This window comes from Stenotrophomonas sp. CASM114 (assembly GCF_049384325.1).
Lineage (GTDB): Bacteria > Pseudomonadota > Gammaproteobacteria > Xanthomonadales > Xanthomonadaceae > Stenotrophomonas > Stenotrophomonas muris.
Map to the genome: position 1 here is coordinate 282057 of NZ_JBMRGJ010000003.1, position 25902 is coordinate 307958.

Below are 25902 nucleotides of genomic sequence, written 5' to 3' on the forward strand. Positions count from 1 at the left end.
GACGCTTGCGCAGCGCGGGCCGTGAAGGTTTCGCGCAGCGGCTGAGGCGGTCGTGCGGGCACAAGGGAGGTGCGCCGGCGCCGGTTGCGGTCACCTTGCATAGGTGGCCGATGAGGTGACGGCTGCCTCCCTTCGCGCGGTCTGCGCCTGGCGTTGCGCAGGGATTCCGCGTCATCCGCGCGAAGCCGGGCGGTGCGGACCAGGGTGACCCGGCGGCTTGCCCGCGTGTCGGTGCCGATACAGCACGCCATGGGGCGCAAGGGATCGATAAGCATGTGCGCGCAAATGAGTCGTACGCATGACCGCACGAAGAAATCTGTGGTTGGTGCTCAATCTGTCATTCGGCTGTCATGGTTTTAACGGAACGTTCGCAAAACGCTTGACCGGCCTGCCGGCGTGGCGTTCTGCCCAAGCCATTCCAACCCTCTGGAGAAATCCAAAATGCGTTCCCATTTGCTCGCCGCCGCGGTCGTTGCAAGCCTCGGTCTGGTTTCCGCCGACGCCTTCGCAGCCCCCGCCAGCTCGGGCGTGTCCCAGGCACAGTTGCAGCAGCTGCAGGCACAGATCGCTGCGCTGCAGGCCCAGGTCCAGCAGTTGCAGAACGATTCGCAGGCGCTGCAGGCGCAGTCCGACGCGCAGTCCGAAGTGAACATCACCCAGGCGCAGGCCCTGGAAGGTGCGCAGAAGACCCAGACCAGCGTCGACAAGCTGGCCAAGCTGGTCAATGACAACAAGATTGGCGGTCGCATGTTCTTCGACCTGACCAACATCGACAAGACCAGCAACGGCAAGGACACCGCCGCCAGCGGCACCGGCCTGGACGTCAAGCGCTTCTACCTGACCGTCGACCACAAGTTCAACGACATCTGGTCGGCCAACCTGACCACCGACTTCCAGTACAGCTCGGCCATCGGCAACACCGAACTGTTCGTCAAGAAGGCCTATGTGCAGGGCAGCTTCGACCCGGCCTTCAACCTGCGCGTCGGTGCCGCCGACATGCCGTGGATCCCGTACGTCGAGAAGTTCTACGGCATGCGCTATGTCGAGAACACCCTGACCGACCGCCTGAAGTACGGCAACTCGTCCGACTGGGGCCTGCATGGCTTCGGCAACCTGGGCAACAACTTCAACTACGCCGTCTCGGTCGTGTCCGGCGCCGGCTACAAGAACCCGACCCGCAGCAAGGGCATGGACGTGGAAGGCCGCGTGGCCTACACCCCGAACGAGAACTTCGTGGTCGCCGTCGGCGGCTACAGCGGCAAGCTGGGCAAGGAAACCGACATCCAGAGCGCCGAGAACACCTACACCCGCGCCAACGCGATGGTGGCCTACGCCGACAGCAACTTCCGCGTCGGCGGCGAGTACTTCCAGGCCAAGAACCTCAACAACGTGCTGACCGTTGCCACCGACAAGACCAGTGGCTGGTCGGTGTGGGGCAGCGTGCGCGTGACCGACGGCGGCATCAACGTGTTCGGTCGTTACGATGACACCGACGTCAGCAAGACCCTGGACCCGACCCTGAGCGACAAGTACTGGAACGTCGGCGTCGAGTTCCCGGTCATGAAGAACCTCAAGCTGTCGACCGTGTACAAGTACACGCACCTGGCCAACGCCAGCGACAAGAAGAACGACAAGACCAAGGAATTCGGCGTCTGGGGCGACCTGTCGTTCTGATCTCCTGAGGCACCCTTGTCCATACACGCGGACGGCGGGCCTGGTGCCCGCCGTCTTCGTTTCGTCACAACACGATCCGCGTCACGTCTCGGCTGTGGTCTTTTCCTTGAACCGGCACAGGTCGGCGATCACGCAGCCCGGGCAATCCGGCTTGAGCGCCTTGCACACGTAGCGGCCATGCAGGATCAGCCAATGGTGCGCGTCGAGCAGGAACTCGGCCGGAATCACCTTCACCAGCGTGTCCTCCACTTCGCGCACGTTCTTGCCGGGGGCCAGGCCGGTACGGTTGGAGACGCGGAAGATATGCGTATCCACCGCCATCACCGGCTCGCCGAAGGCGGTGTTGAGCACCACGTTGGCGGTCTTGCGGCCCACACCGGGCAGCGCTTCCAGCGCTTCGCGGTCGCGCGGCACTTCGCCGCCGTACTTCTGCAGCAGGATCGCGCAGGTGGCGATCACGTTCTTCGCCTTGGCGTTGAACAGCCCGATGGTGGCGATGTACGGCTTCAGGCCATCCTCGCCGAGCGCAAGGATCTTCGCCGGCGTGTTGGCGACCGGGAACAGTCGGCGCGTGGCCTTGTTGACGCCGGCGTCGGTGGCCTGCGCCGACAACGCCACCGCTACCAGCAGCTCGAACGGCGAGCTGTACTCCAGTTCGGTCTTCGGGTGCGGGTTGAGTTCGCGCAGGCGGGTGAACATCTCCACCACGTCGGCGCGCGGCATCGTGCCGCCACGCCGCGCCGGGGCGCGTGCGGTCTTCTTCGTGGTGGCCATCACTGTTCCTTGCCGCGGACGCGGGCCTTGGCCCGGGCCAGAATCGCGGCTGCCGCAGCGGGCAGGGCGGGCTTCACGTCCGGGGCGGGTGCCGGGGTGCGACGTGCATCGCGCTCGGCCTCGCGGCGGGCCAGGCGCACCGCACGGGCGCGGTAGCGTTCGCGTGCAGCCCAGGCCGCGTGCAGTTGCTGCTGGGCCTGGCACAGGCGTTGCGGAAGGTCGGGGTGGTCGGGCAGCAACCGGTCGTCGCCGGCACGGACGGCGTAGTCCATCAGCCCGGCCTGCAGGGCGCCATCGAGATCGTCTGCCTGGACCCGGGCGAACAACTGCACGGGGTTGGGTCGGGATGCCATGGCGTCAGCGGTTCTGGAAGGCCGGCGCGCGGCGTTGCAGGAAGGCGCTGGTGCCTTCGCGCATGTCCTCGGTGGCGAACAGCAGGCCGAACTGCGCACTTTCGTATTCCAGCCCCGCCTCCAGGCTGCATTCGCCGCCCACGTGCACCGCGTCGAGCAGGCCACGCAGGGCCAGCGGCGCCGAGCGCGCCAGCTGCCGGGCGACGTCCTGCACGCGGTTGTCCAACGCGTCGGCCGGCACGACTTCGTTGACGATGCCCAGTTCCAGCGCACGCGCGGCGTTGATCGGCGCCCCCAGCAGGCACAGCTCCAGGGTGGCGGCGCGGCCGCACAGGCGCAGCAGGCGCTGGCTGCCGCCGAAGCCGGGGATCAGGCCGAGGTTGATTTCCGGTTGGCCGACCTTGGCGGTATCCGCAGCGATGCGCAGGTGGCAGGCCATCGCCAGTTCCAGGCCACCGCCCAGTGCGAAACCATTCACGCGTGCGATGACCGGCTTGGGCATGCGTTCGATCTGGCGCATCAGCGCCTGGCCCAGCAGCGAGAAATCACGTCCCTGAACGGCGCTGAGAGTGTTCATTTCCGCGATGTCGGCACCGGCCACGAACGCCTTGGGGCCCGCCCCGGTCAATACCACGACGCGCACCTCCGGATCGGCGGCGGCGTCCCTGAAGGCATCGGCCAGGGCCTGCAGGGTCGCGGCGTTGAGGGCATTGAGCTTGTCCGGGCGCTGGACGGTCACGGTGCGGATGGCGCCGTCGTCAGCGACAGCGATCAGGGCATCGGCCACGGGGAAACTCCTGGAACGTTAAAAAAAAGTGATATTGAACTCTGCAAACGCAGACGGGTCATAGCCTGCATCGTGAGTAGCGGTTACACGTTGCGCCCGTTATCCTAACCCGTCGCCTCAGGGCGGCGCAGAACGTCCCTGAGTTACCACCCCTGGAGAACTGTTTGATGAAGTTGCGTTCTATCGCGGTCGCCGTCGCGGCCCTGGCCCTGACGGGCAATGCCTTCGCCCAGGACGTCTCGTCCGAAAAGGGCAAGCTGAGCTACTACTTCGGTTACGACTACGGCAACAACCTGGCGGAGCTGACCGGTCGTGGTGAGCAGCTGGACATCAACTCGGTGGTGAAGGGCCTGCAGGATGCCTACGCCAAGAAGCAGCCGGCGATCACCGCCGAGCAGCTGAAGCCGGCCGTTGAAGCGTTCCAGAAGCGCGAGCAGGGCCGTGCCCAGGCCGCCAAGGCCGAGTACGAAAAGGCGGCTGCCGAAAACAAGACCAAGAGCGACCAGTTCATCGCGGCGAACAAGGCCAAGGCCGGCGTGCAGTCCTTGCCGAGCGGCGTCCAGTACCGCGTGATCGAAGCCGGCAAGGGTGCCAAGCCGACCCAGGCCAGCACTGTGCAGCTGGAAGTGGCCGGTCCGTTCCCGTACGGCCAGCGCCCGACCGAAGCCCGCCCGGCCCAGCAGATCCCGTCGATCAAGGTCAGCGAAGTCGAAATGAAGGCCATGCGCGAGACCCTGCTGCAGATGCCGGCAGGCTCGAAGTGGGAAGTCACCCTGCCGCCGGACCAGGCCTACGGTGCCGATCCGCGCACCCCGTTCCCGCCGAACGTGGCTGTGCAGTTCGAGATCAAGCTGGTCAGCGTCAAGTAAATCGAAGCAGCAAACCAAACGCGCCGGTGACCCCACCGGCGCGTTTTTGTTTGCGCAGTGCCTGACGGTAGAGTCGACTGTCAGTCGACTGCTCTTGGGTCACATCGAGGAAACGCCCACGCTGCGCGCGCAAATTCAGCCCGATCGCGCTACTGTTGGCGGGTGCAAACAATGGAAGAAACGGCGCGTGTTGTCGCAAGTCCCTGCATCGGAGTGTGCACGCTGGATCCGGACCGGCAATGCGCCGGCTGCGGGCGGCATATCGATGAGATCGCGCGGTGGTCGTCGATGAGCAACGAGGAACGCAGCCGCATCCTGCATCGCGTGCAGCCCCTGCGCGAACAACTGCAGCACTCCCTGCGCGGCTCGCTGGCCGACCACGAACGACTGATGCGCGCGCTGCACCCCTTGGCCCAACCACCTGCCGGCGACGGCTGGAACCGCAGTGAACTGGTCGATCTGCTGCCACCCGGGCCTCCGGTGGAGGCTGCGGTGCTGGCCGGCATCGTGCCGCGCGCCAACGGCGCACAGGTGATCCTCACCCGTCGCACCGAAACACTGCGCACCCATGGTGGCCAGGTCGGATTCCCCGGCGGCCGCACCGAACCCGATGACCGCGACGCGCTGGCGGCCGCGCTGCGCGAGAGCCAGGAAGAAATCGCATTGGCGCCCGGCCAGGTGCAGGCGCTGGGCTATCTCGATCCCTTCGTCACCATCACCGGCTACCGCGTCACGCCGGTGGTGGCGGTGGTCGATCCGGAGTTCGTGCCGGTGCCGCAGCCCAGCGAAGTGGCCGAAGTGTTCGAGGTGCCGCTGGACTACCTGATGGCCCCTGACAGCCTGCGCCAGGTCGAAATCAATCATCGCGGCCGCGTCCGCCACGTTCTTGAGTATGGCTGGCCCGGCCAGCGCATCTGGGGCGCGACCGCGGCCATCCTCTACAACCTGCGTCGCCGCCTGGAGCAAGTGCAATGAACCCGATCAAGCAGCCGTGGACCACCCTGGTCGATGTCGACACCCTGGCCGCTGCACTGGGCGACGGCGTACGCGTGGTCGACGCGCGTGCCACCGCCAGTACCGCCGTGCGCGTGGTCGATGCGCGTGCCTCGCTGGCCGACCCGCAGGCTGCGGGCGGCCAGTACCTGGCAGGGCACATACCGACTGCGGTGCATGCCGATCTGAACCGTGATCTGTCCGATCTCAGCCGCGTCGGCCATGGTCGCCATCCGCTGCCGGACAGCGATGCCTTCGCCGCGAAGCTCGGCCAGTGGGGTATCGGTCCTGACACGCAGGTGGTGGTCTACGACGGCAGCGACGGCAGCATGGCCGCCTCGCGCCTGTGGTGGCTGCTGCGCCTGATCGGGCACAGCAAGGTAGCCGTGCTCGATGGTGGTATCGCCGCGTGGCAGGCCGCAGGGCAACCTTTGGCGACGGGGCCGGATGAGGTGACCGCGCTGCCGGCTTACCCGGGCCGTTTCGACACCGCCCAGATCGCCAATGCCGAGGAAATCAGCGCACGCCTGAAGCATGCGCCGGGCTGGCTGGTCGACGCACGCGCGGGCGAACGCTTCCGCGGCGAAGTCGAGCCGCTGGACCCGGTCGCCGGCCATGTGCCGGGCGCGGTCAACCGCCCGTTTGCACTGAACGTGCTCGACGGCCGCCTGCGCGACGCACAGGAGTTGCGCGCCGAACTGCAGGGCGTGATCGGCAACCGTGATCCGCAGCAGGTGGTGCTGATGTGCGGCTCAGGCGTGACCGCCTGCCATCTGCTGCTGGCGATGGAAACGGCGGGCCTGTCCGGCGCGCGCATCTACGCCGACTCCTGGAGCGGGTGGGTCAGCGACAGCAGCCGCCCGGTGGCGACCGGCGCCTGAGCCGCGCGGGGTCGGATCCGTTTTCCAACGGAGAACGGTTCTGACCCCATCAACCGAAAATCGGGTCAGAGCCCGTTGCGTAGCAACGGGATCCGACCCCGTGTCGATTCGAAGGACCGCGGAGAACTGCCGAAGGCGGGGTGGGTCCGGTTGCGGGGGTGTCCGCAACCGGACCCACCCCGCCATCCCACGGAATGCCAGCGTTTGCCGTTGCCGTTGCCTCTGCGGGTGCAGGGCGCAGCCCTGCCGCTTACCCAACCGGCTGCAACGGCACCTTCGCCAGCACCCGCGCCCACGGGAACAACGGCCCCGGATCGCGCTTGCGCGCCACCGTCAACGTCGCATCGTCGCTGGCCGGCACCCGTTCCAGGTCCAGCTGGTCATGCCCGGCAATCCGTCGCAGCGACGGGTAGTGCGCCACCAGCGCCAGCAGCAGCTGTTCCAGCGCCTGCAGCTGTGCCTCGGTGTACGCCTCGTCCATCGCCTGGTGGCGGCTGTCGAACCAGTCCGGATAGCGCCCGGTATTGACCAGCTCGATGCCCAGCGTATGCGCGTTCATGCCGCGCACGTGATGGGCCACGCGTTCCGGTGCAACGTACTGCACCACGCTGCCATCGCGGTCGATGTAGAAGTGGCCGCTGTTGCCGGCGCCGCTGTCGTACAGCACGCGCTCGCCGTACTCGCGGGCCATCGCCAGATCGGGCAGCTCGGTGCAGTGGATCACCACCATCTCCAGCGTGGCCGGGTCGCGCAGCGGCAGTCGGTCGTGGTAGGGCAGGGGCTGCAGCTGCAGGCCGGGCAGGAGCGGGTTGGGCATCCGGCGATGCTAGCATTGCAGCATGAACCTGCCTCCTCTTTCGCCGCCGACCCGCTCCCACGGAGCGCGCGCATGAGCCGCGGCCACTGCATCCTCTCCCATGGCTTCGAGAGCGGCCCGGAGGCGACCAAGGTCACCGCGCTGGCCGAGGTGGCGCAACGCCTGGGCTGGACCCACGAGCGCCCCGACTACACCGACCTGGACGCGATGAGCGAGGTCAGCCGGGTGGGCGACGTGCCGACCCGCCTGCGCCGTCTGGTTGAACGCGCCGCCATCGCTGCCCGTCAGGGGCCGGTGGTGCTGGCCGGCTCCAGCCTGGGCGCCTACATCTCCGCCATCGCCTCGCTGCAGGTGCCGGTCGCCGGCCTGTTCCTGATGGTGCCGCCGACCACCATGGGCCCGATGCCGGCGCTGGACGCCGCTGCGGTGCCGACCACGGTGGTGCAGGCCTGGCATGACGATGTAGTGCCGGCTGCCGGCGTGATTGCCTGGGCGCAGGCGCGTTCGGCGCAGTTGCTGCTGGTTGACGATGGCCACCGCCTGGAGCGCCACGTAGACGCTTCCGCGCAGGCCTTCGAGCGCCTGCTGCGGCAACTGTGAAGCCGGGGCGGACGGCGCGCCTGCCCGCATTGACTACAATGGCAGCCCCGCCGCCCCCGGCGCGGGCCTGCCGGCCGTGCCTACGGCCCTCCTTTCCGACCGGCCCGGCCCCTGTGCCGCGCCCGACCACCTGCGAACCGACCCCGTGAAATTCTTCGTCTCCTGCGCCAAGGGCCTGGAATACCTGCTTGCCGATGAACTGTCGGCCCTGGGCCTTGGCAAGGCCACCGCCACCATCGCCGGCGTCAACGCCGAGGGCGAACTGGCGCAGGCGCTGCGGATCGTGATGTGGTCGCGCCTGGCCAGCCGGGTGCTGTGGCCGATCGACGAGTTCGACTGCCCGGACGAGCAGGCCCTGTATGACGGCGTGCGTGCACTGCCGTGGCACGAGCACATCTCGCCGGAGATGACCCTGGCGGTGGATGCGCACGTGTCCGGCGACAAGATCACCCATGCACGCTTTGCCGCGCAGCGGATCAAGGATGCGATCGTCGACCGCATGCGCGACGAAGGCCTGGAGCGGCCCTCGGTCAACACCGATCTGCCCGACGTGCGCGTCAACCTCTCGCTGCGCAAGGGCCGCGCCTCGCTGTCGATCGACCTCGGCGGTGGCCCGCTGCATCGCCGTGGCTGGCGCGGTGCCGCCCACGAGGCGCCGCTCAAGGAAAACCTGGCAGCCGCGCTGCTGCTGCGCGCGCAATGGCCGCGCCTGCATGCCGCCGGCGGTGGCCTGCTGGACCCGATGTGTGGCAGCGGCACGCTGCTGATCGAAGGCGCACTGATGGCCGCCGACGTTGCCCCCGGCCTGATGCGGCATGGCAGCCTGCCGCCGAGCCGTTGGCTGGGTTTCGACAAGGCGGCCTGGAAGTCCATCCAGAGCGAAGCACGCGAGCGCGAAGCAGCCGGCCTGGCCGCGCTGAAGCCAGTCATCCATGGCAGCGATATCGACCCGGCCGCGATCCAGGCCGCCCGCGAGAATGCAGAGGTTGCCGGCGTCGCCCACGCGATCCGCTTCACCCGCGCCGATGTCGCCGACCTGGCCGCGCCCGAACAGGAGATCGGAGCGGTGGTCTGTAACCCGCCGTACGACGAACGCCTGGCTGCCGATCCGGCGTTGTACCGTGCACTGGGCAATGCCCTGCAGAAGGCGGTGCCGCAGTGGCGCGCCAGCCTGCTGTGCGGCAACGACGAACTGGCCTTCGCCACCGGCCTGCGCGCCGGCAAGAAGTACCAGATGTTCAACGGTGCCTTGGAATGTGCGCTGATCGTCTGCGACCCGATTGCCGTGCCGGGCCGTGACCCGGCGCAGCCGCGCGAGCTGAGCGAAGGCGCGCAGATGGTGGCCAACCGCCTGCGCAAGAACCTGAAGAAGTTCAAGAGCTGGCGTGCCCGCGAAGACATCACCTGCTTCCGCGCCTATGACGCCGACCTGCCGGAGTACGCGGCCGCCATCGACGTCTACGAGGAAGACGGCGGCAAGCGCCGTACCTTCCTGCACGTGCAGGAATACGCCGCACCGGCTGCCATTCCCGAGAACGACGTGCGCCGCCGCCGCAACGAGCTGCTGGCCGCTGCGCGCGAAGTGTTCGGCGTGCCGCCCGAGCAGGTCTCGATGAAGTCGCGCGAGCGCGGCAAGGGCGGCAGCAAGTACGGCCGCTTCGAGCAGCGTGACGAATTCATCGTGGTGCGCGAGAACAATGCACTGCTGCAGGTGAATCTGTTCGACTACCTGGACACCGGCCTGTTCCTCGACCACCGCCCGCTGCGCCGGATGATGGCCGAGCAGGTACGTGGCAAGCGCTTCCTCAACCTGTTCTGCTACACCGGCGTGGCCAGCGTGCAGGCGGCGGTGGCCGGTGCCGCCAGCACCACCAGCGTCGATCTGTCGGCGACCTACCTGCAGTGGTGCTACGACAACCTGGCGTTGAACGGGCAGGGCGGCAACCAGCACCTGCTGGTGCAGGCCGACGCGATGGCGTGGCTGGAGGGCGACCGTGGCCAGTACGACGTGATCTTCTGTGACCCGCCGACCTTCTCCAACTCCGCGCGCGCCGATGACTTCGACGTGCAGCGCGAGCAGATCAAGCTGCTGCGTGCAGCCGTGGCGCGGCTGTCGCCGGGCGGCGTGCTGTACTTCTCCAACAATTTCCGCCGCTTCAAGCTGGAAGAGAACGCCATCGCCGAATTCGCCCAGTGCCGCGAGATCACCGCGCGCACCATCGGCCCGGACTTCGAGCGCAACGCGCGCATCCACCGCGCGTGGGAATTGAAGCGGTTGGGGTAACGCGACGCCCGGGCTCGGATCCCCTGCGCGAAGCGCAGGGGCTCTGACCCCATCCGGATCTACGCACCAGGGGTCAGAGCCCTTGCGCTTCGCGAAAGGGATCCGACCCCGGTGGCCCGGCTACAGCACCGCCACCACCAGCCCCAGCACCGGCAGCACGATCGCCAACGCCGCGATCCACTTCGGCCGGTACGGGTACAGCCCGAACGACAGCGCCAGACCGCCCAGTGTCATCGTGCCCAGCCACAGCACCGGGCCCATCGCCCAGCCGTGGTCGATCACGCACAGCGCGAACGCCACCGTCAGCAGGGCCCAGCCCAGCACGCGCCACTGGGTGCGCCGTGCGGGCGTGGCTGCGGCGCTGCCGTGCAGGTCGTGCTGGTGCTTTTCCATCGCCAGCGACAACGCGGTGAACGCGGAGAACGACAGGGCCAGTGCCAGCAGCATCATGCGCTGGCCTCCGCTTCGGCGGTTTCCGCAGCGTCCACCGGGGCCCTGGGTGCTGCTGCGGCGGCGGCGCGCTTCTTCTTCTCGGCCGCGCTCAGCGGTGGCGTCCAGCGCTGCATGCGCCAGCCGCACAGCGCCAGCATCGCACCGAACGCGATCATCGACAGATCGACGCCAGCCAGTACCCAGTCACCGCTGCGCAATGTGATGCCAAGATGCGCGTGCGTGGTCAGCGCGTTGACCACCGGTACCAGCGCGAACGCAGCCGCACCCAGGTACAGCTGCCACGCCCACATCATCCGCTTCGGCCAGATGAAGGCGGCCAGCAGCGCGCCGCCCCAGGCGTAGAAGAACACGTTGGCCTCCGCACTCGCGCGCTCGGCGATGTCCAGCGGCAGCAGGCGGTTGCCCCAGAAGTAGGCCGCGAAAGCGATCGGCAGGCCGGCCACGGTGCCGATGTTCAGCGCATCGACCAGGCGCAGGCCGAAGCCGGTGCGCCCACTCTTGGCATGCTTCGGCCGTTCCTTCACCGCCCACAGCACCACGCCGCTGGCCACCATCAGGCAGCCGACCAGGCCGGACAGGAAGAACAGTGCACGCAGGCCCCAATCGGCGAAGCGCGCCAGGTGCAGGCCGTACAGCACGCCACGGGTGGCGGTAGCGCCGCCGGATGGAGGCGTCTCTTCCAGCAACGTGCCGTTGACCATGTTGTAGCGAACGGCGGGAGTGTCGGTGGACAGGCGCTTGCCGTCGCGTTGGCGGATGTCGATCACCGCATTGGCCGCCCCCGGGTTGGACACGGTGAAGCCGGCCACTTCCACACCGTGCCAGTGCGCACGTGCGCTGTCCAGCAGCTGCGCGATCGGCAGCGGCGTGGCGCGTCCTTCGGCCGGCGCGGTCACCTCCGGCATGCCGCCGAAGGCTTCGCTGAAGAACTTGTCTTCGTCCTGCGGGTAGGCGACTTTCACCCCCCACGGCAGGTACATGATCATCAGGGTGACGATGCCGGTGTAGGTGATCATCGCGTGGTAGGGCAGGGCCATCACCGCGCTGACGTTGTGGAAATCAAGCCAGGAACGCAGGCCCTTGTCCTTGCGGAAGGTGAAGAAGTCCTTGAAGATTTTCTTGTGGGTGATGACGCCGGTGATGATCGCCACCAGCATGAACATCGCGCAGAAGCCGACCAGGTAGCGCGCCCACAGCACCGGGATGTAGTGCAGGTCGAAATGCAGGCGGTAGAAGAAATCACCGCCCCGCGTTTCGCGTGCCTTCAGTGCCTGGCCGGTATTCGGGTCCAGCGTGGCTTCGCCGAAGCCACCGCGACGGCCGCGACTGGGATCGGCCAGCTCCGGTGGCAACCGCCAGAACATCTGCATGGCCGGGTTGCGCGGCTGCGGCAGGGTGACGAACCAGTTCCCGGCCTGCGCCGCATTGGCCTGCAGGTAATCCACGGCGCGCTGCGCGGCGACATCGATGCTGACCTGGCTGGACGGAAGTTCCGGTCGCATCCAGCGGCTGATTTCCTCGCGATAGTAGCTGGCGGTGCCCGCCATGAAGATCAGCAGCAGCAACCAGCCGACCAGCAGGCCGGTCCAGGTGTGCAGCCAGGCCATCGATTGGCGGAACCCGTTCTTCATGCCCAGGCCCCCAGCAGGCGCGCAATGGTGGCCATCAGCAGCGCGGGCGCGAGGATGCCCACCCAGGCGCGCAGCGCGCTGCGGGTCGCGAACGCCCACAGCGCTGCGCACGCGGCCACCAGGATGGCCAGCAGCATGCCGGTCAGCACGGTCTGGCCGCGCGCACCGGGCAGCGCCACCGCGCAGAACACGCTGGTGGCCGAAGCCAGCGCGTAGCCGCCGAAGATCGCGGCCAGCGAGCGTGACAGCACGCCCCAGCGTGGATTGGAGAAGAAGGTGCGGGGGCTGGCGGTTGCGGGCGAGCGGTCCACGGCGTTCCTGCAGGTAGGGGAGGGGATGGAACGCGTCCGCGGCCCCCTTGCGCCCTGCGCATGTCGCCCAGCGTGTCCCATCGACGAAGCACTGCCCGCGCAGGCGGGCAATCCAGAGGTCGGGGATGTACACGGGCGATGGGCGCGTCTTCCGCGCCCGCTTGGCTAAGCGTACAAACCGATCAGTAAATGATAGGCATTCGCATTTTATGAATCAAGCATGATGATCCGGGGGCGCACCGAGGCCTAGAACCTGAACACCACTGTCGCCGCATGCAGCAACAGGCCGATCAGCCCACCCACCAGCGTGCCGTTGAAGCGGATGAACTGCAGGTCGCGGCCCACGCTCAGTTCCAGCTGTTCGACCAGATGCCGCTCGTCCCAGCCCTTCACGGTCTGCGCGATATGCGTGGTCACACCCTCGCGCAGACGGCCGGTCAGGCGTTGCGCACCTTCCAGCAGGTGCTGGTTGAGGGCCTCGCGCAGGGCCGGGTCGGCCTGCAGGCTGGCGCCCAGTGAGGCGAGGCTGCGCTGCAGGTGTCCGACCAGCGCCGAGTCCTCGCGCTGCAGGTCGTCACGCAGGCTGGCGTGGATGCGCGCCCACAGCCCTTGCACATAGTCCTGCAGGGCGGGGTGGTCGATCATTTCCTGCTTGAGCTGTTCGATGCGCTCGGCCAGGGCCGGGTCCTCGCGCAGGCGCTGCACGTAGTTCTGCAGCCAGGTCTCGTAGTCCTGGCGCAGCGGATGCTGCGGCTCGGCCAGTACCTGCTGCAGTTCTTCCAGCACCGCCCGCGCCAGGCGCTCGGCCAGGCTGTCGCCGATCTCATCGATCGGCTTCACCCAGTTCACCGTGCTCGACAGCGTCGGCCATTCGCGCTGGATGTAGCGCACGATCAGCTGCGAGGCGCGTTCCTTCACTTCTGGCTGTTCCAGCCAGCGGCCGAGCCGCTGCAGGCCCTCGTCCAGCACGCGCTGGTGGCGCCCGTCGGCGGTCAGCAGGGCCAGCAGCTCACCGGCGGTGGCGGCGGCATTCCACTGCCGCAGCTGCTGCACCACGAACGCATGCAGCTGCCGGCGCACCGCTGTCTCGTCGAAGAAGTCCAGTGCCTGCAGGGCCCAGCCGCGTGCCATGTCGGCCAGCATCCGCGAGCGCGCCGGGTCTGCCAGCCAACTGCCGAGGCGGCTGGCCGGATCGAACACCTGCAGCTTGGCCAGCAGCACCTGCGGTTCCAGGAACTGGTCACGCACGAACAGGGCGAGGCTGTCGCCGATGCGTTCCTTGCTGCGCGGGATGATCGCAGTGTGCGGAATCGGCAGGCCCATCGGGCGCCGGAACAGCGCGACGACGGCGAACCAGTCGGCCAGTGCGCCCACGGCTGCGGCCTCGCAGAACGCCGAGACCCAGGCCCAGATGCCGCGTTCGCCCTGCCAGTGGCTGACCGCGAATCCGGCCAGCATCAACAGCAGCAGGCCCAGTGCGAGGGCTTTCAGGCGTCGCAGCTGAGCGCGGCGCGGATCGTGGGCAGGCGTCATGCCGGAAGTCTAACCGGCACGGCATGAGCATCTGGTAGTGCCGGCCGCTGGCCGGCATCCGCTACGCACGCGGAACGTTCATGGGGTTGCCGGCCAGCGGCCGGCACTACCCGCTGGTTCAGAGCGCTTCCAGTTGCTTGCGCAACGCAGCCAGCTGCGCGCGCAGGGTGTCGTTCTCGCGGGTCAGCGCGACGACGCGGCGGCGCAGTGCCGGGGCATCCTCGCCCAGTTGTTCCAGCGCCGACAGCACCTCGGCGTCGCGGCTGGCGATCTGCTCCTCGTCCGGTTCCTCGAAGTCCATCTCGGCCGCTTCCGGCTTCGGTGCGCGCGGCTTGCGCTTGGACTCGCGCACGCGCTTGGCGGCCTGCTTCAGCTCGTCCTTGCCACCGGCGGCGGCGGCGCGCTGCTCTTCTTCCGGCAGGTCGGCCACGGCGGCGGCGGCGCTGATCGAGATCACGCCGGCCTTGACCGCTTCCACCACCTCGGCGGCGGCCTGGGCGTGGATGCGCTCGATCATGCCGACCTGGCTGGTGCTCAGCTTGGCTTCGCGCGCCAGCTCGGCGCGGCTGATCTTCGGTGCCGGTTCCCACGGCGGACTGTCTTCACCGGTCTCATCGGCGACGTCGGCGGTGCCATCGCTCTCGCGCTGCAGCTGCGCCTGCTCGACCTGCTTGCGGGCGGCCAGGATGTCGCGCTTGCGCAGCGCCAGCACGCCGCGCTGGAAGTCGGACACGCTGCGGCGGCCCAGATGCTGTTCGATCATCCACAGGTGCACGTCTTCCATGCTCTGGAAGCGGGTGTTCTGCACGGTATTGAAGGGCAGGCCATGCTTCTGGCAGATGCCGAAACGGTTATGGCCATCGACCAGTACATTCCCCCACAACACCAGCGCATCGCGGCAGCCTTCGGCCAGGATGCTGCGCTCCAGCGCGTCATGTTCGTCCGCGGTCAGCGGGTCGATGTAGGCCTTGAGTTCTTCTTTGACGACGATATCCATGGGCACGGCAGCGAGCAGGAGCGGAACCGCCCATTGTACCCGCTCGCCACCATCGGCCCGGCTCAGGCGGTGGCCCGGATCATCTCGCCCAGGGTGCCGGTGATCTGGTCGATCTGCGCCTTGTCCACGATCAGCGGCGGCGACAGTGCGATGATGTCGCCGGTGCAGCGCACCAGCAGTCGGCCGTCGTGGAAGCAGCGCCGGTAGACCTCGTAGCCCCGGCTGCCCGGCGCATCGCGGCGAGGCGCCAGCTCAACCGCGCCGACCAGGCCGAAGTTGCGGATGTCGATCACGTTGGGCAGGCCCTGCAGCGCATGCAGTCGTTCCTGCCAGTACTCGCCCAGCTCGATGGCGCGCTCGAACAGACGCTCCTCGGCATAGACCTCCAGCGTCGCCAGCGCCGCGGCGCAGGCCAGCGGGTGCCCCGAACAGGTATAGCCATGGAAAAGCTCGATGGCCTGTGGCGGTGCCTGCATCAGGGTTGCATGCACGGCGTCGCTGGCCAGCACGCCACCCAGCGGTACCGCGCCGTTGCTGACCGCCTTGGCGAAGGTCAGCAGGTCCGGGGTGACCCCGAAGCGCTGCGCGGCGAAGGGCATCCCAACCCGGCCGAAACCGGTGATGACCTCGTCGAACACCAGCAGGATGCCGTGCTGGTCGCACAGTTCGCGCAGGCGCTGCAGGTAACCCGGTGCGGGCAGGATCACCCCGGCTGAGCCGGCAATGGGTTCAACGAATACGGCGGCAATCGTCGAGGCATCATGCAGCGCGATCAGCCGTTCCAGGTCATCGGCCAGCTCCGCGCCCTGGCGCGGCAGGCCCCTGCTGAACGCATTGCGCGGAAGGTCCAGGGTGTGGCGCAGGTAGTCGACGCCGCCCAGCTGCAGGCCGAACGGCTTGCGGTTGTTGGGCAGCCCGCCCAGCGCCATGCCGCCGAAACCCACCCCGTGGTAGGCCTTCTCGCGGCTGATGAAGCGCGTGCGCTGGCCCTCGCCGCGCTGGCGGTGGTAGGCCAGCACGATCTTCATCGCGGTATCCACCGCCTCGGAACCGGAGCTGGTGAAGAACACATGGTTGAGCGGGCCCGGCGCCAGTGCGGCCAGCCGCTGCGCCAGGGCGAAGGCCGGCGGCGAGCCCATCTGGAAGGCCGGCGAATAGTCGAGCGTGCGCGCCTGCTCGACGATGGCCTCGACGATGCGCGGCCGTGCATGGCCCGCGTTGCAGCACCAGAGGCCGGCGGTGCCATCGAGGATCTGGCGGCCGTCGACATCCTCGTAGTGCATGTCCTCGGCACGCACCAGCACACGCGGCGCAGCCTTGAACTGGCGGTTGGCGGTGAACGGCATCCAGTACGCCTCCAATGACTCCGGGCGTTGGGTGGCCAGATCGTGCAGGTCGCTCGCGGAACGCTTCATGCCAGCTCCATCGGGTCCGATGGGGGAAATGTAGCGCAGCCACGTCACGGTGGAGTCGCGGCCGCGCCGGTATAACCGGGGAAACTGTTCCGAGGAGCCCGACATGGCCGACTTTCCCGACCGCAGCCACTGGCAGGCGCTGGCCCAGCAGCTTTCGATACCCGGACAGGCCTTTGTCGAGGGTCGTTACACCGACGCTGCCAGCGGCGCGCGCTTCGACTGCATCAGCCCGATTGATGGTCGCGTGCTGGGGGTGGTCGCCGACTGCGATGCACAGGACGTGGAGCGCGCAGTGGGCGCGGCGCGGCGTGCCTTCGATGCGGGCCACTGGTCACAGGCCAGCCCGGCCCATCGCAAGCGCGTGCTGCTGGCGTTGGCGGCGTTGGTGGAAAAACACGCGGACGAGCTGGCCCTGCTGGAAACCCTGGACATGGGCAAGCCGGTGCGTGATGCGCGTCGTATCGACCTGCCCGGCGCGGTGCGCTGCCTGCGCTGGACGGCCGAAGCGGTGGACAAGCTGTACGGTGAGGTCGCGCCCACCGGCCCGCATGAGCTGGGCCTGGTCACGCGCGAGCCCGCCGGCGTGGTGGCGGCGATCGTGCCGTGGAATTTCCCGTTGCTGATGGCGTGCTGGAAGATCGCGCCTGCATTGGCCATGGGCAACTCGGTGGTGCTCAAGCCTTCCGAGCGCTCGCCCCTGAGTGCGTTGCGGCTGGCGGCGCTGGCCACCGAAGCGGGCCTGCCGGAGGGCGTGCTGAACGTGCTGCCGGGCCACGGTGCGCGCGTCGGTGAGCCGTTGGCCCTGCACATGGATGTGGACGTGCTGGCGTTCACCGGCTCCACGGCCACCGGCGCGCGGCTGCTGCAGTATTCAGGGCGGTCCAACCTCAAGCGGGTCTGGCTGGAGTGTGGTGGCAAGAGCCCGCACGTGGTGTTTGCCGATGCCCCCGATCTGGATGCCGCTGCGAAGGCGGTGGCACGGGGCATCTTCTTCAACCAGGGCGAGGTCTGTACTGCCGGGTCACGGCTGCTGGTGCAGCGCTCGATCCGCGAGGATTTCGTGCACCAGGTGGTTGCCTACGGCCAGCACATGCAGCCGCGCCACCCGCTTGACGCCGACGCACCGATGGGCGCGCTGGTGGATGCCGCGCATCTGGACAAGGTGATGGGGGATATCGTGCGTGCCGAAAGCGAGGGCGCCCGCCTGCTGCTGGGCGGTCATCGCGCCGATGTCGAGGCGGGCGGTTGTTATGTGCAGCCCACGGTATTCGATCAAGTGAGCCCCGACCAGGCATTGGCGCGCGAGGAAGTATTCGGGCCGGTGCTGGCGGTGCTCGGCTTTGACGACGAAGCCGAAGCGGTGCGCCTGGCCAATGACAGCCGCTACGGCCTCGCCGCCGGCCTGTGGACGCGCGATCTGGGCCGCGCCCATCGCGTCGCACGCCAGCTGCGCGCCGGCAGCGTCTGGGTGAACGGCTGGGATGGCGGTGACATGACCGCCCCGTTCGGTGGCTACAAGCAGTCCGGCAATGGGCGCGACAAATCGCTGCATGCGTTCGACAAGTACAGCGAGATCAAGGCCACCTGGATCCAGCTGTAACAGCGCCGGGGCTTGCGCCCACATGTAGAGCCGAGCCGATGCTCGGCTGCATTTCGTGGAATGTGGTCGAGCAGGGGCGAGGACCTGCAGAACAATGGCGCCTGGCACCCTTATTGGCATCGGTGTCGGCTGAAACCATCGTCCCGTGCGGCCACCGGCCCGTGGCAGAATCGGGCGATCCGCCGTTACCCGTGTTGCCGATGTCGACGATCACCGCTGCCGCACCGCCCGTGAACTCTCCCCGCCGCGTCCTGTTGGCCAGCCTGATCGGCACCACCATCGAATTCTTCGATTTCTACATCTACGCCACGGCCGCGGTGCTGGTGTTCCCGCACCTGTTCTTCCCGGACAGCAGCGAACAGGCGGCGCTGTTGCAGTCACTGGCGACCTTCGCGGTGGCGTTCATCGCACGGCCGGTCGGCTCGGCGGTGTTCGGCCATTTCGGCGACCGCATCGGCCGCAAGGCCACCCTGGTCGCCGCGTTGCTGACCATGGGCCTGTCTACGGTGCTGATCGGTCTGCTGCCGACCCACGCGCAGATTGGCCTGTGGGCGCCCGCGCTGCTGGCGCTGTGCCGCTTCGGCCAGGGCCTGGGGCTGGGCGGCGAGTGGGGTGGGGCGGTGCTGCTGGCCACCGAGAACGCGCCGCCGGGCAAGCGCGCCTGGTACGGCATGTTCCCGCAGCTGGGCGCGCCGATCGGTTTCCTGTTGTCGGCGGGCATTTTCCTGGCGCTCGGCCGCTGCCTGAGCCAGGACGACTTCCTGCAGTGGGGCTGGCGTATTCCGTTCGTGGCCAGCGCGCTGCTGGTCGGCCTGGGCCTGTGGGTGCGCCTGAACATCCATGAGACGCCCGACTTCAAGCAGGCACTGGAGCGCAAGGCGCCGGTGCGGCTGCCGATGTGGACGGTGCTGCGTGACCATCCGGTGGCGATGCTGCTGGGCACGCTGGGGGCGTTCGCCACCTTCGTGCTGTTCTACCTGATGACCGTGTTCAGCCTCGGCCATGGCACCGCCGTGCTGGGCTACAGCCGCGAGCAGTTCCTGCTGATGCAGATGGCCGGCATGCTGTTCTTCGCGCTGGGCATCCCGTTGTCGGCGCGCTATGGCGACCGCTGGGGCACGCGTCGCACGATGATCGTGGCCAGCGTGCTGATCATCGGCTTCGGCGTGCTGTTCGCTCCGCTGTTCCAGCCGCACAGTCCCTGGCTGGTCACGGCGTTCCTGTGCCTGGGCCTGTTCCTGATGGGGCTGACCTACGGCCCCTGCGGCACCTTCCTGGCCGAGATCTACCCGGTGGAAGTGCGCTACACCGGCGCCTCGCTGTCATTCAACCTGGCCGGCATTCTGGGTGCGGCGCCGGCGCCGTACCTGGCCACCTGGCTGGCCGAACGCTTCGGCCTGGTCGCGGTCGGCTACTACCTGTGCCTGACTGCGGCAGCGACCCTGTGCGCGCTGGTGGCCCTGCACCGGCGCGCGCTGCGGCTCAGCCAAAGAAGCGCTTGAGCGTGCGCCCCAGCCAACCGCCGCCCTGGTGTTCGCGGGCGAACTGGTTCAAGTGCGCCTTGACCTGTTCGGCGTAGGCCTGGTCATCGCCGCGGATGTGGTTGAACAACCAGCGCGAGAGCATGGTGCGTAGTTCATCGCTGATGTCCTCGCCGGCCTGGAAGCGCATGCGGTACTCCGATACCCGCTTGATGAAGACTTCATGCACGCGCTTGTGCGCGGCACAGAACGGATAGCCCGCTTCCTCCATCAGTTCTTCCTCGAACGCGAAGTGCGACATGGTGTAGTCCACCACTTCGTCGATCACCTCGCCCACTGCCGCACGCTGCATGCTGGCCTGGGCCACGTGCAAATGGTTGAGCATCTCGATGATGCGGCGGTGTTGTTGGTCGATCACATCGATGCCGATGTTCAGATCGTCCTGCCAGACCAGTAGTGCCATCCCCGGCTCCCCTTCATGCGTATGTCGGGGCTGACTGTAGAGCTGCCGCGCTGGCGCGGCGTTGATCTGGATCAAGGCTGCCCGGTCAGGTCAGCGCGGGCTCGCGCGGGCGCAGCGGGCTGGCCACCGTGGTGCAGCTGACCCGGTTGCGGCCGCCGGCCTTGGCCAGGTACAGCTGGCGGTCGGCTTCGGAGATCAGCCGATGCAGTGCATCGCGCTGCGGGCGCAGGCAGCACAGGCCGATGCTCACCGTCATGCGCAGGCTGGCGGTGCCGATGTCCACTTCCAGCGCGGCGATGCGCTGGCGCAGTTCCTCGAAGTACAGCAGGGCCTCGTCCTGCTCCATGTCCGGCACCAGCAGGCAGAACTCCTCGCCGCCGAAGCGGGCGGTCAGGTCGTGGCTGCGGGCATGCGCGGCCACCGCACCGGCCACCGCGCGCAGCGCGTCATCGCCGGCTTCGTGACCGTAGGTGTCGTTGATGTGCTTGAAGTGGTCGATGTCGATCATTGCCACCGCCACGCACTGGCCATGCAGCTGCAGTTGCGGCAGCTGGCGCTGGCTCTGTTCCAGGAAGCAGCGACGGTTGGGCAGGCCGGTGAGGAAGTCGCGGGTGGCCAGGTCCTGCAGCGTGCCGATCAGCTCCAGCTGATCCACGTTCTGCGAGACCCGGCAGAAGAACTCCTCGCGCGAGAACGGCTTGCGCAGGAAGTCGTTGGCGCCGTTCTTCAGGAAGCGCGGGATCAGCGAGGCATCGGCATTGCCGGAAATGCCGATCACCGCCACCTTGTCGCGCGAGCGCAGGGTGCGCAGGCGGCGGGTGAACTCCACGCCCTGCATGCCCGGCATTTCCTGGTCGACCACGGCCAGGCGGATCGCAGGATGCGCGTCGATCGCGGCCAGGCCCTCGTTGCCGTCAGCGGCCTCGTGCACCTCGTGGCCATACATGCGCAGCAGGGCGGCGGCATAGCCGCGCGCGGACGGCGAGTCGTCCACCACCAGTGCCGCAATGCGCCGGTTGCGCTCCAGGCGCTGCACCAGCCACACCAGGTAGTCGATGCTGCCCGGCGTGTTCTTCAGCACGTAGTCGATGATCTGCTGCTGCAGTACGCGCTTGCGCAGATCCTCGTCGTAGACGCTGCTGACCACCACGGTGGGCAGGCCGCGCCTGAGGAAGAACTCGACCACCGCGTCGCGGTCGCCGTCGGCCAGCACCAGCCCGGTCAGTACCAGGAACCAGCCCCCATCCTCGCTCAGCAGGCGATCGGCCTCGGCCAGGGTGGAAGCGATCACCACCGGCAGTTCCAGGCGCTGCTCGATGGCCTCGCGCAGCATGCCGGTGAACGCACGGGAGTTTTCGACCAGCAGGATCCGTTGCGGCAGCGGATCGGCCAGGTCGCCATCGACGGCGGCCTGCGGCAGGACGGGCATGATGCGGTGGCTCACGAGGGAGGGACTCGGCACGGATAGCGGCGGTTTCGGGTGCAACTTTAGCCGGAGCAGCGTGCCCTGCGCGTCGTTCACCGATCAGGCAGGCGATGCGAATGCCGCCGCTGTACCCGCAAGCGATTCGTGCAGGACGAGCCGGAGCCGGTTGCCACGGCAATGCACCGTGCCGCCGTAGGCCATTATCCGGCCGGCCAGACGCTCGATGGCCTGCTGAACGGTCCGGTTCGACAGCGTGCGACCGCGGTCAAGCAGGCCAACGACCACCACGATGCCGCGCCGGTCGCCCGCCTGGCCGCTCCGGGCGCGCACGCTGACCTGTCCCGACTCCAGTTCCAGCAGCAGCGACACCGCCTCGATCAGCGAGCGATAGATGGCGAGCTGCAGGTCGACAGTCAGCAGGCAGGGGTTGCCCTCCAGCCGGGGCGGAATCACGCGATGGGAGTTGTCCCAGCTTTCGCATGCGCCGCTAACCCGCAGCGCGATATACAGCCCAACCTGCTCCAGCCCCGTGGGGTAGACCAGACTGGCCTGTTCACGGAACAGCCGCGAGTGCACGGATGAGGCGTGCTGCAGGCTGTTGGCCACCGCATGATGCCCCTGCGCCTTCAGCCAGCTGACCATCTCGCCGAGCGAGCTGTCCATGCCTTCGCCGAGTTGCTTGAGATGGGAGGCGCGCTCGCGAAGCTCACGCTCACGGGTCTGGTGCGAACTACGTGCCAGGCGCAACGTGGTTTCCTCTGCCAGTCCACGGCACCGTGCACGCTCATGGTGATAGCTGATGCTGGACCCCAGGGCGAGCAGTGCGACACTCATCACGGCCATGTTCTGCTGGGTGGCGAAGGTGCCCAGGTCGAACGAGGACGGTAGGCCGGTGCTGGGTGTGGCGAAATGGAGTGGAAGGTTCAACAGCGGAATCGCGATGGCAGCGCCACGCCACCCATGCATGAAGGTCAGGGCGATCGCTGGGAGGGAGGACAGCAGTACCAGGTGGGTGCGTGTGGTGTGGGCGCTGATGGCCGTAAGCTGCATGCACAGGCCCAGGACCAGCATCACCAGGATGGCCGTGACCGTAGGCGCAGCAAAGCGGCGCGTCCAATTGGGGGCCGCGTGTCGTCGCGACCAGAGGAATGCCAACGGCACGAGGGTGATGATGGCGGCGAAGTGGCCAAAGATCGTGCGATCAACTGCGCTAAGCAGGTTGCTCGGCGGTGGGTTCGACCACAGAGCAAATGAAATGCCCATATTGAGAGCCGGGACGAACAACGCCATGCAGAAGGTCAACGACAGCAACCAGAGGCCGGTGGCGGACTCCGATGGCATTCTCATGCGATGCAGGTAGACCACCAGCATCGCCACCGGCATCAGCAGCGTCGAGGCCAGGATGACCCAGGCCAGGCCGTAGCTGTCGATCATGGGAATGCGCAAGGTTGCGAAGTACGCGTACTCGCCAAGCAGCAGGTAGGGCCACAGGCGGGTCGGGACGATCAGTAGTGCCGCTGCCCGGATGCCCGCGGGCAGGAAGAACTGATCCAGCGAGAACTGACGCGAGGCAAGGCAGCCCAGGGCGTAGACGGCCGCGAGTGCGATTCCGACGGGTCGGATCCGGAAGCTCAGTTCAATTGCTTCTTTGAATCGGTCCAAGCCCGCGCCTCTCATCTCCTGGCCAATGATGACTGACCACTTCCGCAGACACTATCGACAGTTGGAGATGGGGGCAATCGATGTGTCTGGCCTCCCTTTGCGCTGCAATCGGCGGCTTCCCATGCTTCGAGGCCCTACATGCCCGGCAGTGCGGCGGCATAGCCACCAGAGAACGGTGAATCATCCACAATCAGTGCGCCCATGTGTCGATCGCGTTTCAGCCGTTGCACCCGCCACATTCGGCGGTTGATGCTGTCCGCTGTGTTCGCCGTCACACAATCGACGACATCCTGCTGTTGCACGCGCCTGTCCAGGGCCTTGTCGCAGATGCCGCTGACCCGCACCGTGCGCGGGTTTCGCCGCGGGTATTGGCGATTTCGGAGGCAGCTTCGGCGTGGCATGGGTTTGCATCGATCCAGTGGATTATCTCCGACAGGCATTGCGGAGTCCGCCCGGTATATGCTGATGCGATTGGCGGTAGCATCCTTCTTGATCCGTATTGCATCCAACCTGGAGGTCAGTGTGAGAAGTTTCCGAATTCATGCATTTGCTGGTGCATTGATGTTGGTGCCGGTATCCGTTTTTGCTTTTGCCCCGAGTGACGACCATGGAATCAAGTTGGCCGGCCAAGGACTCGGCCAGTCGATTCCGCAGGCACAAGACCTCAGCGTGGATCCCGGCTGGTTGGTCTATGGGTTCGAGCGCGATGGCATGGATTATTTCCAGGTAAACGATCTCGCAGGGCACGTGCACATCGTGATCGGCAATGCTGCCGGCACGTTCTGGGTGCTGCCGGCAGGTGACCCGTCTGCGAAGGTGTCGTTGCCGGAGCAGCGCCTGCCTGTTCCCGCCAAGGCCACCAGAACGGTTGTCTATCGGGCCCCCGCATTCACGCTGGTCAGATATGCAAGCGGAGCTGATGTGTTGTGGGCAGTAGAGGCACCCTGATACTGACAGTTGCCGGGATATCGGCCAGCTTCAGTATCAGACTGCATGGGCACCCGGTGTTCGCCGGGTGCCCATGACGCCCTGGGCCAGGGGGACGAGCGGGACGTTATGCGATTCTGCTGTGTTGGTTCGATCCGGTCGCTTGACTGTGAAATGCACTACTGCAGCGCAGAGGGTGCGGGGCAGCCGTACCGCGATGGAGTACTGGCTACTGCCTCCAGTCTGGTTTCGCGGTCGAGGAACAGAATCCTGACCCGGTTGCGATAGCAGTCAACGGTCCCGTCATAGGGGAGGGTTCGCCCGGTCAGTCGCTCGAACGCTGCCATCGTTGTCTGCTTGGAAAGGCGTCTGCGCTGTTCCAGCAGTGACACGACCATGAGGATTCCGCGCCTGGAGCCCATTCTGCCGCACCTTGCACGAATGCGAATCTGACCACCTTCATGCTTGAGAAGAATGGAGACCGCGTCAATCAGTGTCCGGTAAGCGGCCAATTGCAGTTCCACGCTCAGGTTGCAGGGGTCGCCTTTCAGATCCGGGCGGAGAACGCGCTCCGTCAGCTTCCACGACTCACGGATGCCACCCGCTTGCAGGGCCACGTAAAGCCCAAGATGCTCCAGGCCCGAGGGATAGACCATGCTTGTCTGTTCGCGAAAGAGCCGCGAATGTACATTCGAGGTATGCAGAAGGCTGTTGGCCACTGCGTGATGTCCCTGGGCCTTGAGCCATTCGGCCAGCTCAACCAGCGACGTATCAATGCCGTCGCCGAGCTTGCGAAGGTGCAGGGCACGTTCACGCAGCTCCATCTCGCTGGCCAATTGCGAGCTCCTCGCCAGATGGATGGCGTCCCTTTCCCCCATCTCGCGCAGCCTGTAACGGTGGTAGAAGTGGGTGATGCGTGATCCGAGCAGCAGCAATACGATGCCGCTGATCGCCATGATCTGCTGGGTGATGAAGGCCGCTGGATCGAATGCGGTGGGATGGGTGTTGGGCGTGGTCAGGCCGATGACCATGTTGAGCACCGGCACTGCAAGGGCAGCCCCCTTCCAGCCATACAGGCAGGTAAGCGCGGCCGCGGGGAGTGCCAACAGCAGCAGGAACGTTGCCTTCAATGCAATCCAGTCTGCGGGCAGTTGAGTCGCTGCTATCCCGATCAGCAGCATCGATGAAAGTGCTGCCAGCATCGGGGTCTTTCGTCGAGCGTTCCACTCCTGCCCCACGTCCTGTCGCGCCCACAGCATGGCGATGGGGGCCACCGTCAGAATGCCGATGAAATCACCCACGCTGAAGCGCGCGGCATTGGTCAGGAAGGGTGTGGAAGGAGGTGTTGGCCAGAGCAGATGGGAAAAGCTGAGGTTGAGCAGAGTAATAACGACGCTGGAAGCGGCGGCAATCAACAAGAGGCCGATCGTCTGCGACTCCGCCATCAGTCGCCGTTGCAGCTTCACAATCAGCATCACCGCTGGCATGAGGAATGCGGAGGCAACAATGACCCATGTCAGGCCGTACTTCTCGATCATCGGCACGCGGGACTGTGCAAAGTACGCATATTCGCCCAGCAGCAGGTAGGGCCACAGGCGCGGCGGGCACAACAGCACGGCTGCCACCCGGATGCCGGCTGGCAAATAGAACTGATCCAGCGACAGCTGTCGGGTTGCCCAATAGGCAACTGCATAAAGCAAGGCAATCATCAGGCCAGCCGGACGAATGCGCACCTTCAGCAACAATCCTTCTTTCCACCAGTCCAATCGCACGTCCCCCTCTCCTACGTGTCCCCTGTCAGCATCCATTCGCCGCGGGGCCCGGTTTCTCAGGACGGTATCGGTCTGCGAACGATTATGCAATTGCATAGCTGCGCATTTAGGAAATTGTCCAGCCATCCATCACAGATGTCGCGTGAAAATCTGTGACGTGTGCAGCACGATCAGCGCTGCGGTACGTTTGTCAGAACGT

General features: G+C 66.8%; 24 protein-coding genes. 9 read left to right on the forward strand and 15 right to left on the reverse strand.

Annotation, left to right across the window (positions count from 1 at the left end):
- Window positions 1-441 precede the first annotated feature (441 nt).
- A complete protein-coding gene (locus VG566_RS05840) occupies window positions 442-1674 on the forward strand; it encodes a porin (RefSeq protein WP_014646541.1) in 1233 nt (410 codons plus the stop codon).
- 81 nt (window positions 1675-1755) lie between these two features.
- Here VG566_RS05840 and nth read toward each other — a convergent pair whose 3' ends face one another.
- Genes nth through VG566_RS05855 form a run of 3 tightly spaced genes read right to left on the reverse strand, consistent with a single transcriptional unit; the run spans window position 1756 to window position 3588 of the window.
- Window positions 1756-2448 (reverse strand): endonuclease III, encoded by a 693-nt coding sequence (gene nth / locus VG566_RS05845; protein ID WP_241884749.1) that lies wholly within the window; start codon window positions 2446-2448, stop codon window positions 1756-1758.
- Window positions 2448-2801, reverse strand: coding sequence for a hypothetical protein (locus tag VG566_RS05850; protein WP_241884750.1), 354 nt, complete (start codon window positions 2799-2801; stop codon window positions 2448-2450). Before VG566_RS05850 ends, nth begins: the two co-directional genes overlap by 1 nt.
- 4 nt (window positions 2802-2805) lie before the next feature.
- Window positions 2806-3588: an enoyl-CoA hydratase-related protein gene (locus VG566_RS05855; RefSeq protein ID WP_049411256.1), complete on the reverse strand. Its 783-nt coding sequence runs from the start codon at window positions 3586-3588 to the stop codon at window positions 2806-2808.
- A 167-nt stretch (window positions 3589-3755) separates the two neighbouring features.
- Between VG566_RS05855 and VG566_RS05860 the strand changes: the two genes are divergently transcribed.
- The 3 genes from VG566_RS05860 to VG566_RS05870 all read left to right on the forward strand — a co-directional run bounded on the left by VG566_RS05860 (window position 3756) and on the right by VG566_RS05870 (window position 6331).
- Complete coding sequence (locus VG566_RS05860) at window positions 3756-4457, forward strand: FKBP-type peptidyl-prolyl cis-trans isomerase N-terminal domain-containing protein (protein ID WP_005408797.1); 702 nt, start codon at window positions 3756-3758, stop codon at window positions 4455-4457.
- A gap of 171 nt (window positions 4458-4628) precedes the next feature.
- Window positions 4629-5432 (forward strand): CoA pyrophosphatase, encoded by an 804-nt coding sequence (locus tag VG566_RS05865; protein WP_049439050.1) that lies wholly within the window; start codon window positions 4629-4631, stop codon window positions 5430-5432.
- Complete coding sequence (locus VG566_RS05870; protein WP_241884751.1) at window positions 5429-6331, forward strand: sulfurtransferase; 903 nt, start codon at window positions 5429-5431, stop codon at window positions 6329-6331. The genes VG566_RS05865 and VG566_RS05870 overlap by 4 nt, the downstream gene beginning before the upstream one ends.
- Before the next feature lie 250 nt (window positions 6332-6581).
- On the opposite strand, the gene VG566_RS05875 is transcribed toward VG566_RS05870, so the two are convergent.
- Window positions 6582-7148 carry an N-acetylmuramoyl-L-alanine amidase gene (locus tag VG566_RS05875; protein ID WP_049405919.1) on the reverse strand — a complete coding sequence of 189 codons (567 nt, stop codon included), beginning with the start codon at window positions 7146-7148 and terminating at the stop codon, window positions 6582-6584.
- Window positions 7149-7220: 72 nt separating this feature from the next.
- Here VG566_RS05875 and VG566_RS05880 point away from each other — a divergent pair, with 72 nt between their 5' ends.
- Together VG566_RS05880 and rlmKL are read left to right on the forward strand one after the other, a co-directional pair.
- Window positions 7221-7748 (forward strand): alpha/beta hydrolase, encoded by a 528-nt coding sequence (locus VG566_RS05880; protein WP_049416354.1) that lies wholly within the window; start codon window positions 7221-7223, stop codon window positions 7746-7748.
- A gap of 145 nt (window positions 7749-7893) precedes the next feature.
- Window positions 7894-10032, forward strand: a complete 2139-nt coding sequence (gene rlmKL / locus VG566_RS05885; RefSeq protein ID WP_241884752.1) for a bifunctional 23S rRNA (guanine(2069)-N(7))-methyltransferase RlmK/23S rRNA (guanine(2445)-N(2))-methyltransferase RlmL — start codon at window positions 7894-7896, stop codon at window positions 10030-10032.
- Between the two features lie 120 nt (window positions 10033-10152).
- Here the strand turns inward: rlmKL and VG566_RS05890 are convergent, their stop codons facing one another.
- The 6 genes from VG566_RS05890 to VG566_RS05915 all read right to left on the reverse strand — a co-directional run bounded on the left by VG566_RS05890 (window position 10153) and on the right by VG566_RS05915 (window position 16372).
- On the reverse strand, window positions 10153-10482 hold the full coding sequence (locus VG566_RS05890) for a DUF3325 domain-containing protein (protein ID WP_046429772.1): 330 nt from the start codon (window positions 10480-10482) through the stop codon (window positions 10153-10155).
- Window positions 10479-12116: a PepSY-associated TM helix domain-containing protein gene (locus VG566_RS05895; protein ID WP_032961598.1), complete on the reverse strand. Its 1638-nt coding sequence runs from the start codon at window positions 12114-12116 to the stop codon at window positions 10479-10481. The genes VG566_RS05890 and VG566_RS05895 overlap by 4 nt, the downstream gene beginning before the upstream one ends.
- Window positions 12113-12427 (reverse strand): DUF3649 domain-containing protein, encoded by a 315-nt coding sequence (locus VG566_RS05900; RefSeq protein ID WP_241884753.1) that lies wholly within the window; start codon window positions 12425-12427, stop codon window positions 12113-12115. Before VG566_RS05900 ends, VG566_RS05895 begins: the two co-directional genes overlap by 4 nt.
- 246 nt (window positions 12428-12673) lie before the next feature.
- Complete coding sequence (locus VG566_RS05905) at window positions 12674-13960, reverse strand: DUF445 domain-containing protein (RefSeq protein ID WP_049405926.1); 1287 nt, start codon at window positions 13958-13960, stop codon at window positions 12674-12676.
- A gap of 118 nt (window positions 13961-14078) precedes the next feature.
- Window positions 14079-14957, reverse strand: coding sequence for a hypothetical protein (locus tag VG566_RS05910; RefSeq protein ID WP_014646555.1), 879 nt, complete (start codon window positions 14955-14957; stop codon window positions 14079-14081).
- Window positions 14958-15019: 62 nt separating this feature from the next.
- On the reverse strand, window positions 15020-16372 hold the full coding sequence (locus VG566_RS05915; protein WP_241884754.1) for an aspartate aminotransferase family protein: 1353 nt from the start codon (window positions 16370-16372) through the stop codon (window positions 15020-15022).
- Between the two features lie 103 nt (window positions 16373-16475).
- On the opposite strand from VG566_RS05915, the gene VG566_RS05920 reads away from it, so the two are divergent.
- Together VG566_RS05920 and VG566_RS05925 are read left to right on the forward strand one after the other, a co-directional pair.
- Window positions 16476-17972 (forward strand): aldehyde dehydrogenase, encoded by a 1497-nt coding sequence (locus tag VG566_RS05920; protein WP_241884755.1) that lies wholly within the window; start codon window positions 16476-16478, stop codon window positions 17970-17972.
- Between the two features lie 200 nt (window positions 17973-18172).
- Window positions 18173-19474 carry an MFS transporter gene (locus VG566_RS05925; protein WP_032961593.1) on the forward strand — a complete coding sequence of 434 codons (1302 nt, stop codon included), beginning with the start codon at window positions 18173-18175 and terminating at the stop codon, window positions 19472-19474.
- Here VG566_RS05925 and VG566_RS05930 read toward each other — a convergent pair.
- The 4 genes from VG566_RS05930 to VG566_RS05945 form a co-directional block, all read right to left on the reverse strand.
- Window positions 19455-19916 carry a bacteriohemerythrin gene (locus VG566_RS05930; protein ID WP_004151683.1) on the reverse strand — a complete coding sequence of 154 codons (462 nt, stop codon included), beginning with the start codon at window positions 19914-19916 and terminating at the stop codon, window positions 19455-19457. The genes VG566_RS05925 and VG566_RS05930 overlap by 20 nt on opposite strands.
- An 85-nt stretch (window positions 19917-20001) precedes the next feature.
- Window positions 20002-21345, reverse strand: coding sequence for a diguanylate cyclase (locus VG566_RS05935; RefSeq protein WP_069117316.1), 1344 nt, complete (start codon window positions 21343-21345; stop codon window positions 20002-20004).
- A gap of 96 nt (window positions 21346-21441) precedes the next feature.
- Window positions 21442-23004 carry an MASE1 domain-containing protein gene (locus tag VG566_RS05940; protein ID WP_032961591.1) on the reverse strand — a complete coding sequence of 521 codons (1563 nt, stop codon included), beginning with the start codon at window positions 23002-23004 and terminating at the stop codon, window positions 21442-21444.
- Between the two features lie 134 nt (window positions 23005-23138).
- Window positions 23139-23306: a hypothetical protein gene (locus VG566_RS05945; protein WP_154583325.1), complete on the reverse strand. Its 168-nt coding sequence runs from the start codon at window positions 23304-23306 to the stop codon at window positions 23139-23141.
- Between the two features lie 157 nt (window positions 23307-23463).
- Between VG566_RS05945 and VG566_RS05950 the strand changes: the two genes are divergently transcribed.
- The gene (locus VG566_RS05950) at window positions 23464-23952 is read left to right on the forward strand and encodes a hypothetical protein (RefSeq protein ID WP_049405537.1); all 489 of its coding nucleotides are present in this window, start codon (window positions 23464-23466) and stop codon (window positions 23950-23952) included.
- Window positions 23953-24110: 158 nt separating this feature from the next.
- Here the strand turns inward: VG566_RS05950 and VG566_RS05955 are convergent, their stop codons facing one another.
- Window positions 24111-25703, reverse strand: coding sequence for an MASE1 domain-containing protein (locus VG566_RS05955; protein WP_049405548.1), 1593 nt, complete (start codon window positions 25701-25703; stop codon window positions 24111-24113).
- Window positions 25704-25902 lie beyond the last annotated feature (199 nt).